The organism is Sphingomonas sp. (genome assembly GCF_024508665.1).
Classification (GTDB): Bacteria; Pseudomonadota; Alphaproteobacteria; order Sphingomonadales; family Sphingomonadaceae; genus Sphingomonas.
In genome coordinates this window covers 522,947-536,807 of the sequence record NZ_JANINP010000006.1, presented here as the reverse complement: position 1 = coordinate 536,807, position 13,861 = coordinate 522,947, and the positions used below count along the sequence as shown (strand labels likewise).

The 13,861-nt window shown below is 64.9% G+C and carries 10 protein-coding genes; 6 read left to right on the top strand and 4 right to left on the bottom strand.

From position 1 onward, the window contains the following. Positions 1 to 3: 3 nt before the first annotated feature. Entirely contained in the window at positions 4 to 1,281 is a 1,278-nt protein-coding gene (locus tag Q0L25_RS11445; RefSeq protein WP_296614329.1) for a sigma-70 family RNA polymerase sigma factor, read from the top strand. 20 nt (positions 1,282 to 1,301) lie between these two features. Here the strand turns inward: Q0L25_RS11445 and Q0L25_RS11440 are convergent, their stop codons facing one another. Together Q0L25_RS11440 and Q0L25_RS11435 are read right to left on the bottom strand one after the other, a co-directional pair. Beyond that, the gene (locus Q0L25_RS11440; RefSeq protein WP_296614327.1) at positions 1,302 to 2,321 is read right to left on the bottom strand and encodes a serine hydrolase; all 1,020 of its coding nucleotides are present in this window, start codon (positions 2,319 to 2,321) and stop codon (positions 1,302 to 1,304) included. Further along, positions 2,318 to 3,883 (bottom strand): permease, encoded by a 1,566-nt coding sequence (locus Q0L25_RS11435; RefSeq protein ID WP_296614325.1) that lies wholly within the window; start codon positions 3,881 to 3,883, stop codon positions 2,318 to 2,320. The genes Q0L25_RS11440 and Q0L25_RS11435 overlap by 4 nt, the downstream gene beginning before the upstream one ends. A 265-nt stretch (positions 3,884 to 4,148) precedes the next feature. Between Q0L25_RS11435 and Q0L25_RS11430 the strand changes: the two genes are divergently transcribed. The 5 genes from Q0L25_RS11430 to Q0L25_RS11410 all read left to right on the top strand — a co-directional run bounded on the left by Q0L25_RS11430 (position 4,149) and on the right by Q0L25_RS11410 (position 10,704). Next, complete coding sequence (locus tag Q0L25_RS11430; protein WP_296614322.1) at positions 4,149 to 7,214, top strand: TonB-dependent receptor; 3,066 nt, start codon at positions 4,149 to 4,151, stop codon at positions 7,212 to 7,214. A 220-nt stretch (positions 7,215 to 7,434) separates the two neighbouring features. After that, on the top strand, positions 7,435 to 8,115 hold the full coding sequence (locus Q0L25_RS11425; RefSeq protein WP_296614321.1) for a hypothetical protein: 681 nt from the start codon (positions 7,435 to 7,437) through the stop codon (positions 8,113 to 8,115). A 76-nt stretch (positions 8,116 to 8,191) separates the two neighbouring features. Then, positions 8,192 to 8,638 carry a TadE/TadG family type IV pilus assembly protein gene (locus tag Q0L25_RS11420; protein ID WP_296614320.1) on the top strand — a complete coding sequence of 149 codons (447 nt, stop codon included), beginning with the start codon at positions 8,192 to 8,194 and terminating at the stop codon, positions 8,636 to 8,638. Between the two features lie 7 nt (positions 8,639 to 8,645). Further along, positions 8,646 to 10,274: a pilus assembly protein TadG-related protein gene (locus Q0L25_RS11415; RefSeq protein WP_296614318.1), complete on the top strand. Its 1,629-nt coding sequence runs from the start codon at positions 8,646 to 8,648 to the stop codon at positions 10,272 to 10,274. 19 nt (positions 10,275 to 10,293) lie between these two features. Next, positions 10,294 to 10,704 carry a hypothetical protein gene (locus Q0L25_RS11410; RefSeq protein ID WP_296614316.1) on the top strand — a complete coding sequence of 137 codons (411 nt, stop codon included), beginning with the start codon at positions 10,294 to 10,296 and terminating at the stop codon, positions 10,702 to 10,704. Positions 10,705 to 10,738: 34 nt separating this feature from the next. Here Q0L25_RS11410 and Q0L25_RS11405 read toward each other — a convergent pair whose 3' ends face one another. Further along, the gene (locus Q0L25_RS11405; RefSeq protein WP_296614314.1) at positions 10,739 to 11,602 is read right to left on the bottom strand and encodes a PAS domain-containing protein; all 864 of its coding nucleotides are present in this window, start codon (positions 11,600 to 11,602) and stop codon (positions 10,739 to 10,741) included. 212 nt (positions 11,603 to 11,814) lie between these two features. Next, positions 11,815 to 13,788 carry a M13 family metallopeptidase gene (locus Q0L25_RS11400; RefSeq protein ID WP_296614312.1) on the bottom strand — a complete coding sequence of 658 codons (1,974 nt, stop codon included), beginning with the start codon at positions 13,786 to 13,788 and terminating at the stop codon, positions 11,815 to 11,817. Positions 13,789 to 13,861: the final 73 nt, after the last annotated feature.

The following is a 13,861-nucleotide window of genomic DNA, read 5'->3' as shown; positions in this document are numbered from 1 at the left end:
GGGGTGACGGCAAGCGAGACCAAGGACAACGGCGAAACGCATCGGGCGATCGAGGCGACCTTTCGCATCGAACGGGCCAGGCTGATCGCCGGGCTGGCCCGGATGGTGCGCGACATCGACCGTGCAGAGGAATTGGCACAGGAAGCGCTGATCGTCGCTTTGTCCGACTGGCCGCGAAGTGGCGTCCCGGCCAATCCCGGCGCCTGGCTGATGGCCGTCGCCAAGCGGCGAGCGATCGACGCCATCCGCCACGACCAGATGCGCGACCGCAAGCATGAAGAGATCGCGCGGACGCTCGACGAGGAAACGGAGGATGCGACCGCCGCGCTCGACGCCGCGCTGGACGACGATCTCGGCGACGAACTGCTCGGCCTGATCTTTACCGCCTGTCATCCGATGCTGTCGTCCGATGCACGCGCGGCGCTCACCTTGCGCGTAGTCGGCGGACTCACGACCGACGAGATCGCCCGCGCCTTCCTGGCGAGCGAGGCGACGATCGCCCAGCGTATCGTCCGCGCCAAGAAGGCGATCGCCAAAGCCGGTCTGGCCTTCGAGGTGCCGCGCGGCGCCGAACGTGCTGCCCGTTTGCCCGCGGTGCTTGAGGTTCTCTACCTCATCTTCAACGAAGGCTATGCCGCCACGGCGGGCGATGACCTGATCCGGCCTGCACTGGCGCGGGAGGCGCAGCGACTCGGCCGCATCCTGGCGGGCCTGATGCCCGATGAGCCGGAAGTGCTCGGCCTGCTGGCGCTGATGGAAATCCAGGCCTCGCGGCTGAACGCGCGGACCGGACCGGACGGTGCGTTCATTCCGATCACCGAGCAGGATCGCGCGCGCTGGGACCAGTTGCTGATCCTGCGCGGCCTCGACGCGCTGGCGCGCGCCGACGCCCTGGGCGGCCAGGGGTCTTATGTACTGCAAGCCGCACTCGCTGCCTGCCATGCGCGTGCGCGCCGCGCTGCCGATACCGACTGGGCCCGGATTGCCGCGCTCTACGATCGACTCCGCGTCGTGACACCGTCACCTGTGGTCGATCTTAATCGCGCGATCGCGCACAGCATGGCGTTCGGGCCGGAGGCGGGGCTCAGGCTGATTGACGAGATCCCCGATGCCGACGCCTTGCGCCATTATGCCCCGTTTCCCGCGGCGAGAGGCGACTTCCTGTTCCGGGCGGGCCGGCTGGCCGAGGCGCGGCCGGAGTTCGAGGCCGCTGCCCAGCTGACCCGCAACGGGCGCGAGCGAGCGTTTCTGCTCTCGCGAGCGGATGCCTGCGAGACTTAGCTAATCCGACCGCTCGCCTATTAAGTCTCGCGTACCGCATCCCAGGCGGCGATTACCGCATTTCCGGTCGCCGGTCTGATCTCGAAGATGCTCTTCCCCGCCTCGCTGTGCCGCGACGGGTGGACGCGGTTGGTGAGCAATGTCCAGGCCATGCCGCGATCGAAATCGACCCACAAGCCCGTACCGGTGAAGCCGGTATGCCCGATCGTCTCACCCGAACAGGCCACCCCGCCCGACCAGCCGTCGAAGCGCCGTTCCCATCCGCACGTACGGTGTCCGTAGAACGGAGTCCGGATCGCCTCGAGCATCGCCGGCGACGCACCGCTGCCGTCGAGCAGCCCTAAAGCGAAATCGAGCACTCCCGCGACCGTCCCGAACAGCCCAGCATGGCCGGTTTGGCCGCCCATCGCGAAGCAATTCTCGTCATGCACTTCGCCACGGAGCACGCGGCCGCGCCATTGGCAAAGTTCGGTCGCGACGGCGGGCCCCGGCGGCGGACCGTAACTCAGCCCCTCGCCCAACGGCCAAGCCGACAGCGGCTGTCCGGTGATCCGCTCGATCGCGATCCCCAGCAGGATGAAATTGATGTCCGAATAGACCGGCGGTCCATGCCGCCACTCACGCTGCAACACGAACGCGCGCAGCCGTGCCGGATCGTCGCCATAAGTGTAGATCGGCTCGACCGCGGGCAGGAAGCTGCGATGCGCCAGGCAGTCGCGAAAGCTGAGCTTGCGCTCGGCGGCGTGGGCAACGTCATATTGGCGCAGATCGGGGATCGCGTCGGTCAGCGGCCGGTCGAGGTCGAGCCTGCCCTGGTCTGCGAGGGCGAGGATCATCGCCGTCGTCGCGATCACTTTCGACACCGAGGCGAGGTCGAACCAATGGTCGAGCGTGAGCGCCTCCGGCTCCGGAAGCAAGGCGGCCATACCGGCATGCGTCACCCAGCGGCGTCCGTCGGCGGCCACGATACCCAGGGTCGCTCCGGGGATCCTGCCCGCGGCAACCGCGGCCGCGGCGGGAGCGAAGGCTTGTTCGATCATGCCGCCACGGCTCCCGTCGCGTTCGGGTCATCGTCGGGTCGCGGCTTCGCGCGAACGATGAGCGGCAGCAGGACCAGCACGGCGATGCTCATCGTCCCCGCCATGATGAAAAATCCGTCATAGCCGATCGCTTTCTGGAACACCCCCGACAGTCCCGCGAGCAATCTGGGGATGAGGAAGGCGAGCCCCGAGAACAAAGCATATTGCGCCGCCGGATAGCGCGGGTTCACGAGCAGCGAGAGGTACACGACGAACACCGCGCCTTCGAATCCATGCCCGAATTGATCGACCGCCATGGCGAGATAGAGATCGAGATCGCCGGCCGTCACACTAAGCCCGAACACCGAGAACAGGACGGGTCCGCCGGGCGCCTGGTGCGCGAGCCAGGCGAAGATCCAATTGCTGAGCGCGGACATCACTCCGCCGATCACCAGCGACCAGCCCATCGAGACCCTGGCGGCAAGCAGCCCGCCCAAGGTCACCCCAAGCAATCCCGAAACCAGAGCGACGACGCCATCGGCCGCGCTGATCTGCTTGAGCCCATAGCCCAGCGCATTGAACATCGGATGCGACAGCGTGTTCGCCATGACATCGCCGGTCCGATAGATCGAGATGAACAGCAGGATCGGGATGACGACGAGACCGTATCGCCACGCCACGTCGACATAGGGCCCGACCGCCAGCGATCGGCGCAACGGCGCGTGCCAGGGCAGCCTGCGGAGCCAGGGCACCGCGGCACCGAGCACCAGGAACGGCAGCAGCCCGACCCCGGCTACCCAATATTTCATGACGTCGGGATTATCGATGCCGACCGACCCGATCGCAGACAATAAAGCCCAGCCGACCACTGCCGTCCCGGCAGTTATCCCCGCGATCGCCGCCGCGCTGGTCAGCAAGCCCGCCAGCAGCGCGGCGATCCTGCCTTCATTGCCCCCGCTCTCGGATCGCATCGCGGCCAGAAGCGGAAAAGGCAGGAACGCGAGCATGCCGATCGCCAGATAGGCGAAGGTCCAGTCGGACACCGCGGCGACGTAGATCGCGCCGCCGCCGGCCACCACCATCGAGATGCGATAGCCCCATTGGTTTACCGCCACGAGCGGCCCCTGTTCCTCCGCGGTCGGCGCCAGTTCGACGCGCCAGCCATCCGCCGCGATCTCCAGCGTGCTCGTCCAGAAGGCCAGCAAAACCGCGAACAAGGCGGTCAGCGGCAGGCTCTTGTCCGACGCGGTGAACGCCATGCCGATCGTCGAGAGAAAGATGCCGAGCTGCGACACCATGATCCATCCGCGCCGCCGCCCCCAGAAGCGGCCGAACCCGGGCATGTCGTATTTGTCGAGCAACGGCGCCCAGGCGAATTTGAACGTCGGCAGCAACGATACCCAGGCGAAATAGCCGATCGTGACGATATCGACATTGTGCCGCGCGAGCCGGAGGAACAATACCGTGTTGAACATGTAGAACGGCAAGCCGGCGGAAAAGCCGAGCAACGCGTAAAGCGCCAGCCGCCCGAAGCCGGGACGCAGCACCGCCCGCTCCGCCGCGCCCGGATCGATCGACGCCACCGTCACGCGTTGAGGCCGAGCGAGCAGACATTCAGGTGATGCATCAGCGATCCTCTCCATGCACCGGGGTTATAGGTCTATGCATATCCGGCTCCGCCCGAGACGACCGTGTTGCAGTCGAGCAACGCTTTGCCGCCCCCGCATATAAAAAGGGAACCGGTTTCACCGTTTTGCGCAAAAGAAAGGTGGCAAGATCCGTCCATTTTGATGCTTAATGTCGTCAATGAAGCGCCAAGGGAAGGGCGTGTCCAGGGGGATCATAGCTATGACAGCATCGACTTCGCTTCGACTGGTGTTGGCGTCAAGCACCGCGCTCGCCGCGTTATTGTTGCCGATCGCGGCAAATGCGCAATCGACAACCGGCGATCAAACCACCGCGCCTGCCGCGACCCCAACGGGGGCGGCGACGCCGGTCACGGACGATCAAGGCGACAAGGCCGGCAATGGCAACGAAATCATAATTACGGGCTCGCGCATCAAGCAGGACCCGAACCGCAGTGCGCTGCCGCTGCAGATCATCACGAACAAGGACCTCAGCCGCGAGGGCATCAGCAGCCCCGAGCAATTGATCTCGTTCCTGGCCGCCAACGGCAACGGCGCGGACAATCTCGCGTCCAATTCCGACGTCGTCAGCGGCGCAGCGCGCGGCACCAACGGCCTGTCCGCCGCCAATTTGCGTGGCCAGGGCAGCGCGTCGACCCTGGTCCTACTCAACGGCCGTCGCGTCGCCGCGCACGGGCTGCAAGGCTCGGCGGTCGACGTAAACCAGATTCCGTTCGCCGCGATCGACCGGATCGAAGTGCTCAAGGACGGCGCATCGGCAATCTACGGCACCGACGCGATCGGCGGCGTGATCAACTTCATCACCAAGACCGATTTCCGCGGCATCGACGTCCAGGGCTTCAGCGACATTACCGAAGCGGGCGACGCCCCGATCTATCGCCTGTCAGCGACCGTCGGCTTCGGCAAGCTCGACGAGCAGGGCTTCAACGTCATGGGCGCTGTCAGCAAGAGCTGGAACAGCATCCTGCGCGGTTCCGACCGCTCGTTCGTCAACGGCAACCAGCCTAATCGCGGCCTGTCGATCGACACGCGCGGCACGCCCGTCGCAACTGCCTTCCCGATCAACCCGACGGGGGCGGGTGTCGGCATTACGCAGAGCGGCACGCTGCTTGGTGGCACCAGCGGCGGGACCTCGCTGCTTACCAATCCCGGCTTCTTCATCCCCGGCACGACCGTCGCCGCTTCGGGCGGCGTCAATCCGCTACGCCTGCCGGGCGGCGCCGGATGCGACTCGGTCGATGGCGGGATGAACTATGACTCGGTGCTGTGGGCCAATCCCAGCTCGGCGCTCGCTTGTTCCTGGGACACCGGCCGTGCAGCGACGCTGCAACAACCGATCCAGACGCTGACCTATTACGGCCGGGCGACCGCAAAGTTCGGCGGACATGAAATCTATGCCGAAGTGACGGGGTCGGATGCCACCTCGCACAAGATCTTCTCCAATAACCAATATAGCGCCAACAACTCGTCGATGCCGATCGCCTACCCGCTCAATGCGTTGACGGCGCCGACCTATAATGCAGTTTATAACAGCATCGTGTCCGTGCTGCCGGCGGTTGCGGCCAATTACGGCAAGCCGATCGCATTCCGCTGGCGCTGCACCGATTGCGGGCCACGCGAATATGTCACCAACACCAAGACGTTCCGTGCCGCGATCGGCATCGACGGTCCGATCGCTCCCGGCTGGGATTATCGCGCCGGCGCCTCCTACGCGTCGAGCCGGGCGACCTCGATCCTGGGCAGCGGCTATAGCTATCGCGGCGTTTATGCGAGCGCGGCGGCGGTCGCCTATGCCAAGACCCATGGCGATCCGAACGCCGTGATCGGCGGCCCCGACCCGCGGGCACCGACCGCGCCGGGCGCCAGCGCTCCCGGCATCGTGGGGCTGTTCAACAGCGGTATCCTCAACCCCTTCTCGCTGCAGCAGACGCCGCAGGCGCTCGCCGCGCTCGACGCGGTATCGGCCAAGGGCGTCAAGCTCTATGGCGGCAAATATGAAGTGCGCCAGTTCGACGCCTCGGTCTCGGGCAACCTGTTCCCGCTGCCCGGCGGCATGGTGAAGCTGGCCGCGGGCATCGATTACCGGCGCGAAAGCTACGGCTTCAACGGATCTTCGGCAGCCGACGTCTCGGCACCCGACATCTTCAACGTCGCCTTCGACAACGTCAACGCGCTCAGCAAGGTCCACCGCGACGTCAAGGCGGCGTACGGCGAGATCCTGTTTCCGGTGTTCAAGTTCCTTGAAATCTCGGCGGCCGGACGCGTCGATGATTACACCGGCTTCGGCTCAACCTTCAATCCGAAGTTCACCGCCAAGCTGACGCCGGTCGAGTGGCTGATGTTCCGCGGATCGTACAATACCGGCTTCCGCGTGCCGAGCTTCAACCAGATTTTCAACGGCGTCACGCAATCGCCCAACCCGGGCAATACGCTGGTCGATCCGACGCTCTGCCCGCAAGGCAATACGGCGGGGCCGCAACCGGCATGCGCTCCGATCACGCCCGACTCGCTCAGCGGCGGTAACCGGAACCTCGGGCCGGAGACGTCGAAACAATATAGCTTTGGTGCCGTTTTGCGGCCGACGTCGCGCTTCAGCTTCTCGGCCGATTATTGGTCGATCGCGGTGGACAACGTCATCGGGACGATCACCATCCCCCAATTGCTCGCCAATATCGGAGCATTCGGCGACCGTATCGAACGAACCAACGGCATCATCACCCTGGTCGACCTGCGCACCGGCAATTTCGGGTCGCGCCGGACACGCGGTATCGACTTCTCGGCGCGCGGCAGTGTCGATGCGCTGGGCGGCGCGATCTCGGCCGGGTTCGACGGCACTTTGCTGCTCGAGAAAAAGGAAAAGCTGCTTCCCAATCTGAAATACACCGACCTGCTCGGCGTGTTCAGCCTGTCGGGCGACCTGGGCCTCAAGTGGAAGCACAACGCCTATATCGCCTACACCAAGGACGGGTTCGGCCTGACCTTCTCGCAAATCTATCGCGACGGCTATCAGAATCAGGCCTTGCCGGGCAGCGCCGGTCGTCCGGATTTCAACCCGCGCGTGAAGGCTTATATCATCTACAATGCGTCGGTGTCGCAGACCTTCAGCAACCATCTGACGCTGACGGCGGGGATCAGGAACGTCTTCAACACCGATCCGCCGTTCGCGATCACGTACGATTCGAACACCGGTTCGGGCAGTTCGTGGGAACCGCGCGTCGCCGATCCGCGTGGCCGTTCGTTCACGATGACCGCGGAGGTCAAGTTCTAGGCCTGCCGACCATAACGACACCAAGGGGGCGTCCGGCAACGGGCGCCCTTTTTTCGTCGGCCTAGCACGCTGAATCTGCGCCGAATCGTCACCTCGCAACCCGACATCTCCGAATCGGAGCGAAAAACTGCGCAAATTGCGAACTTTACGCTCGGCTCGCATCAACGGTCGCGCAATGGGCGTGCGCGCAAACCGCTCGCCCATCAGCGAAAAGGCTTGCATGCGACCTACGGCGACATTCTCACCCGGCCCTTCCAGTCCCTGGCCAGCGCTCGCGCCGGTCGGATTGTTCGTGGTCGTGGCCGCCGTGCTGATCGTCGGACGCACGCCGCCGGCAGCGATATGGCTGGCGCCGGTTTGCTTCGGCGCCTTCGCCTCGCTGATCCTGTTGTGGCGGTCCGGAGCACCGGTAGCCGTCCAGTCGAGTCTATCGATGCTCGTCATCACCGAACTGATGATGGTCGGCGTGCGCAGCGACGCGCTGGGTTTGCGTCAGGTCGAAGGCCAAGTGTCCACCGCGACCGCGGCCTCCGACGCCGACGGTAATGCTCCGGGATCGGCGGCTACGGTCGCGCCGGCAGCGCACGTGTCAATCGTAACGACATCGACCGACGCCGCTCGCGAAGCCGACGAACTGTCGCGCAGGATCCAGCAGGATCTGCCCGAGCATTTGCGCAACAGCGAAATACGGGGCGAGTTGAAGGTCGATCAGCTCCGCTCGGATACCAGGCTGGGGCTGTCCTGGTCGATCGGACCGGCGGGCAGCGCGACCTGGTGTGGATCGAGCAGCGTGTTCGCCGCCGACGCACGAGCCGGAGTCGCGCTGCTCGCCGCGGAAGTGGCAAGGCGCCTGTCTCCGCCGCCCGGCGCGCGCCCCGCATGCGGCAGCCGGCGCACGTAAATTTGCGGAGTTTGAGCAATTATATCGCGCCGGTCGCTAGCGATTTCGGCAATTCCCCTCGCCTAACCATGTCGTCATGACAAGCCATCACGCCTTCCTGTCTCGCCACCGCAGTGACCGTCGGCGACTTCTCCGCGACGAACGCGGCGCGGCCCTGGTGGAAATGGCGATGGTCCTGCCCGTGCTGATGCTGCTGATCATGGGAATCATCGTCTATGGACAATGGCTGGCCTGTGCGAGCGCCCTGCAGCAAAGCGCGAACGAAGGCGCGCGCGCCAGTCTGTCGGGCCTGTCACAGGAAGAACGCGCGCTGACCGCGCGTCAGACCGTCGCGGACTCGCTGTCGCATTATGACAGTATCGACCAGCGCAAGGTGGCGATCGGCATCCAGGACGACGGCACCACGCTCAACGTCACGGTCAATTACGACATGTCGGATCAGTCGGTGATGAAGCTGCCTTTCGTGCCCATTCCCGACAAAGTCCTCTCGCGCAGTGCCGCCGTGCGGCTGACTAGTTTCTGAGGGGCCGATGCGCGCCAGACCTTCCATGTTCGCCTCGACCAGCGGCAACGTCACGATCTTGTTCAGTGGCGGGCTGCTCGCGTTTCTGGGGGTCGCTTCGCTCGCGGTCGACGCAACCAATCTCTATTTGGCCAAGCGCCATGCCCAAGGAATAGCCGATGCGGCAGCACTGGCGGCGGCGGGCAACATCGATGATGCGAGCGGCGCCGCAGCCGCGGCGCGTAACGCCAATACGATGCCAGGACTGTCGATCGTGAGCGTCGAGCCTGGCCGGTACGCCGACGATCCGAAGGTCGCGGCGAGCGCGCGCTTTGTCGCGGGCTCCGACGGCGCCAATGCCGCGCGCGTCCTCGTCCATGCCGATGTGCCGCTCTATTTCGCGCGGATTTTCGGCAAACGGACGGCGCCGGTCGAAGCGCGCGGCACCGCCGCCCGGATCGACTTGGTAGCTTTCTCGATCGGCTCGCGGCTGGCTGGAGTCAATGGTGGCCTGCCCAACGCCATGCTGTCGCAACTCGCCGGTACCGACCTGCAACTCAGCGCGATGGACTATCAGTCGCTTGCCGGGGCTCAGATCGACATCCTCAGATTCAGCGAGGCGCTGCGCTCGCAGCTCAACGTCCAGGCCGCGACTTTTGGCGAGCTGTTGAACATGCAGGCGACCTTGCCCCAGATATCGCGCGCGATGGCCGCATCGGTCACCGACGCCCAGGCGTCGTCGGTGCTGAGCGCCGTCGCCAACCGGCTGCCGCAAAATTCGACCAAATTGTCCTCGTTGATCGACCTTGGTCCGCTTGCGGAGAATACCCAATCCGATCCGTCGCGGCCGATTACGGTCGACGCCTATTCCCTTCTGCGCGGCACGCTCGAGCTTGGCGGACAGCATCAGATCAGTGTCGATCTCGGCGCGACCGTGCCGGGCCTTACCTCGACCAAATTATGGGTCGCGATCGGCGAACGGCCGGCAAATTCGCCCTGGCTCCGGGTCACCGCGGCGCACGACGTCGAGGTACGCACGGCGCAGACGCGAATCTATCTCGATACCCAGGTCGCGCCGCAACTTGGCCTCGCCTCGCTCCGGGCGCCGATCTACGTCGAACTGGCCGCCGCCAGCGCGAAGCTGAAGGAGGTATCCTGCGCGGGTGGCGCGAACAAGGCGACGGTCATGCTGACCGCGACGCCATCGCTGGGCGAAGCCGCGATCGCCGATGTCGACCCGGCCGCGCTGGGAAATTTCCAGGCCGCACCCACGCTCAATCGCGTGACGATGTTGCGCACGCCGCTGGCCAGCGTGTCCGGCTTTGCCGACGTCAAATTGGGCGGCGCCGATCCACAGGATGTGTTCTTTTCGGCGAGCGACATCGCAAATCACGCAGTGAAGCAGGTCAGTACCAACGACCTGCTGCAAGGCGTCGCGTCCTCGCTGATCTCGCGGATCGACCTCAACGTCAACGTGCTCGGGTTGGGATTGAATTTGGGCACTCTGACCGCATTGGTCGGCCAGGTTCTCAATCTGGCCGCTGCACCGCTCGACGGCGTGTTCGGCCAGGTCACGTCGCTGCTCGGCGTTCACGTTGGGCAAGCGGACGTTTGGGTGAATGGCGTGCGCTGCGGCACGCCGGTGTTGGTCGGCTAGCGACCGGGGTGGGGAGGAAATGGGTAGATCGAATTTAGTTTTCCGGCGTGACGATAGCTGGCAACCGCTCAGCTATCGGTTGGAACTGCCGGCCGAAATCCGCGAATTCCGGTCGTGCCGCCTCGACATATTGCTGCTCGAAATGTCCGTCGCGGGCTGCGGCTTATGGGCCGGGTTCAAGATCCGGGTCGAACGGCCGATTACCTTGTTCGTCGAAGGCTTCGCGCCGATCAAGGCGAGCACCGCCTGGAGCGACAGCGGCTTTGCCGAACTGATCTTCGACCAGCATCTGCACCTCAGCGTTGTTCAGCACATGGCCCGGGAGTCGGCGGCCTGTCGCCGCCAGACCAAGCCGTTCGGCATGCCGAGCGCCGCGCATGCCGAGTTCACGGCGCTGTCGCAGGAATTGGGAAAACCGCTTTCGATCTGACGGGTAGGGCTGGCGTCGGCGCCGCACGGCCGAACTATTTGCGCGTCACCACCATCACGGCGCCTTCGCTGCCATAGACGCCGCGCAGGTCGTTGATCGCCCCAACCACCGGCACGGTGGTGCCGTCGTTGCGCAGGAACTCGGTCTCGAACCGTTGCGTGCCGCCATGGCTCAGCACATTCTCTATCACTTCGCGCAGCATCACGCGCTGGCCGACCGGAAGGAGGTCGATGACCGAGACGTTGGACAGCCGCTCGCGGGGAAGCTGGAGCAGGTCGCTCATCGCGGCATCGACTTCCTCGATCCGTCCGCGCACGTTGAACCAGATATAGCCGATCCCGCCATGCGCGAGGATCGCTTCGATCACCGCCTTTTTCGTGTCGGCCAACCGATAGGCCTTCACATCGTCGGTAATATCGCGCGCGAGCATCACGACGCCCTGATGCGTGCGGAACGTCTCCATACGATGCCAGGTGTCCGACCCGAACAGCCCCGGCAGTTCGAACGAACTGGGCTCGCCCGTGCGCTCGGTCCGGTTGCAATAACTCTCGAACATGGTTTCCCTGAGCGCCGGGAAGGCATCGAACAAGCCGCTCCCGGGAAGGCTTCCTTCCGCCTTGCGCGCCATCGCGTGCGCGGTGCGGTTGGCCATGATGATGTTCCGCTCCGCGTCAACGACGACGAGCAATAATGGCAGCCAGTCGGCAAGTTCCTGGTTTGAAAAGAGCGAATCATGATCGTCGCTTTTCGCAGTAGCGACAAATTCGTTATAATGAGCGATCGGCAGCAGGGCGTGGGTTTCGCGCCCGTGATGCGTGACGAATACTGGCCTTCCGGCTTGGCTGAGATGGCCGAACTGCCGCGCAAACTCCGAAGCCCTGACGAAAATCCCCGGCACTCCGCCTCCCACCCGCCTGGCCGATCCAGTCACAGCCACGGCATATACAATAACTTACATGTACAATATATTCGTTCATTTATCGTTACATTGGAGATGAACTATGTCCAAAACGAACACGATCTATCTTTAGTTATAACGTTATGCGCTCGTCACGTCGCTTACGTACAATTACGGCATCGGCAAGCAGCGATGTGCGCGGGGCGGATCGCTTACCAGATGGCCGCCCGATTGACCGGTGCGAGATACAACGGGTCCCCGGCGCCGACACCGAATGCGCGCGCCCATGCTTCCATGTTGCGCACGGTCCATACCCGCTGCGCGGCGGGCGCATGCGGGTTGGTCAGCAACCGTCGCCTCAGATCCGCGTCGCGATATTTGAGTCGCCAGATTTGTGCCCAGCCCAGGAAGAAGCGCTGATCCCCGGTCAGGCCGTCGATCACCGGCGCCTCTCGTCCGCCGAGCGAAGCGCGATAGGCGTCATAGGCTATCGTCAGGCCGCCCAGGTCGGCGATGTTCTCGCCGAGCGTCAGCGCGCCGTTGACGTGCCGGCCGGGTAGCGGCTCATATGTGTCGAACTGTTCCGCGAGCACTGCGGTACGTTTGGCGAACGCGGCGCGATCGGCCGCCGACCACCAGGTCGCCAGCCGCCCATGCTCGTCATATTTGGCGCCCTGATCGTCGAACTGGTGCGTCATCTCGTGCGCGATCGACGCGCCGATCCCGCCATAATTGACCGCCGGATCGACCGCAGGATCGAAGAATGGCGGCTGCAGGATCGCGGCGGGAAAGGTGATCGCGATCTTGGGATAATTGGCGAAGGCGTCGACCGTCATCGGCGTCGCGCTCCATTCCCAGCGATAGACGGGACGCCCGACCTTGGCCGCTTCCCAGTCATGGCCAAACTCCGCGGCCCGCACGGCATTGCCGAATGCGTCACCGTCGCGCATCGTCAGGCCGGTATAATCGTGCCAGCGATCGGGATAGCCGATTTGGGCATGGAACGCCGCCAGCTTGCGGCGCGCACGCGCTTTCGTCTCCGGCGTCATCCAGTCGAGCGCGTCGATCCGGCGCCCAAAGGCCGCGACCAGATTACCCACCATCGTCTGCGCCGCGACGCGCGTCGCCGGCGTGAAATGGCGCGCCGCATAAAGCTTGCTGACCTCGTCCGGCACCGCATCGAGCACGAAGGCGATCGCCCGCCGCCAGCGCGGCTCGGGCGTGTCGACGCCATCGATCGCATGGCCATAAAAGGCGAAATCGGCGGCGCGCAGATCGGCCGGCAGGACCTCGGCATAACGATGCAGCGTGCGGACGATCAGCATGGCGCGCAGCGTCGCGACCGGCGCGGCATCGATCAGCCGCAGTGTCTTGGCGACCGCGTCCGGTTGGCGCACGATGACGCGCGTGGCGCGATAGCCCAGCGCCGGCAGCAACGTCGCGACCCGATAGGGCCCGCGTCCCGCGTCGAGCGACGGTACGGCCACGGGATTATAGGTGCGGGCCGCGTCACGGCTGTCGGCGGCAGACCATTGCGCCGCTGCGATCGCGACCTCGAGACGAAGTATTGCGTCCGCCATACCATCGGGGGTTCCGACACCGGCGATGCGGAGCATGCGGGCCAGATATTCTCGATACGCCGCGCGCGCTTGCCGCATTGGGCCGGTGTCGGAGATGTAGTAATCGCGATCGGGCATGCCGAGCGCGCCTTGCGACACGGTCAGCGCGTAGTGATCAGGATCGCCATCGTCGGGTTCGACCGCAAATGCGATCGGCAGCGCGACGCCGCGTCGGCCCGCCCGTGCCGCAGCCGTCCAATAATCCGAGGGCGTCCGAATCGCGCGCAATGTCGTCAGCCAGGCACTGGCGGGCGCCATACCCAACCGGTCGAGGCGATCCTGGTCGAGGAATGCTCGATAAGCCGTCCCGGCGCGGCTGGTACGGTCGCCGGCCAGTTCGTCCAGGATGGTATGGACCTGCGCCCGGCTGAGATCGTCCAACTGGCCGATGGTGCCGACGCTCGATCGGTCCGCCGGGATCGCGGTGCGGCGCTCCCATGCGCCGTTGGCGTAGCGGAAGAAGTCGGCGCCCGGCGCGACGCTACGATCCATGCCGCTGATGTCGAACCCCGAGCCTCCGCTCCGCCCGTCGGCGCCGCCACGCCCGGGGATCGCAATCGCAGCCAAGACGGCCAAGACTGGCGCGCATTTGCGCGCCATCCCAATCAGCGATGCGATCGCAGGCCTTTGAATTGATTGA

Excerpts from the sequence above, each read along its gene's own strand:
- Q0L25_RS11430 (WP_296614322.1), top strand. The coding sequence starts at position 4,149 with ATGACAGCATCGACTTCGCTTCGACTGGTGTTGGCGTCAAGCACCGCG.
- Q0L25_RS11440 (WP_296614327.1), bottom strand. The coding sequence starts at position 2,321 with ATGATCGAACAAGCCTTCGCTCCCGCCGCGGCCGCGGTTGCCGCGGGC.
- Q0L25_RS11410 (WP_296614316.1), top strand. The coding sequence starts at position 10,294 with ATGGGTAGATCGAATTTAGTTTTCCGGCGTGACGATAGCTGGCAACCG.
- Q0L25_RS11420 (WP_296614320.1), top strand. The coding sequence starts at position 8,192 with ATGACAAGCCATCACGCCTTCCTGTCTCGCCACCGCAGTGACCGTCGG.
- Q0L25_RS11425 (WP_296614321.1), top strand. The coding sequence starts at position 7,435 with ATGCGACCTACGGCGACATTCTCACCCGGCCCTTCCAGTCCCTGGCCA.
- Q0L25_RS11415 (WP_296614318.1), top strand. The coding sequence starts at position 8,646 with ATGCGCGCCAGACCTTCCATGTTCGCCTCGACCAGCGGCAACGTCACG.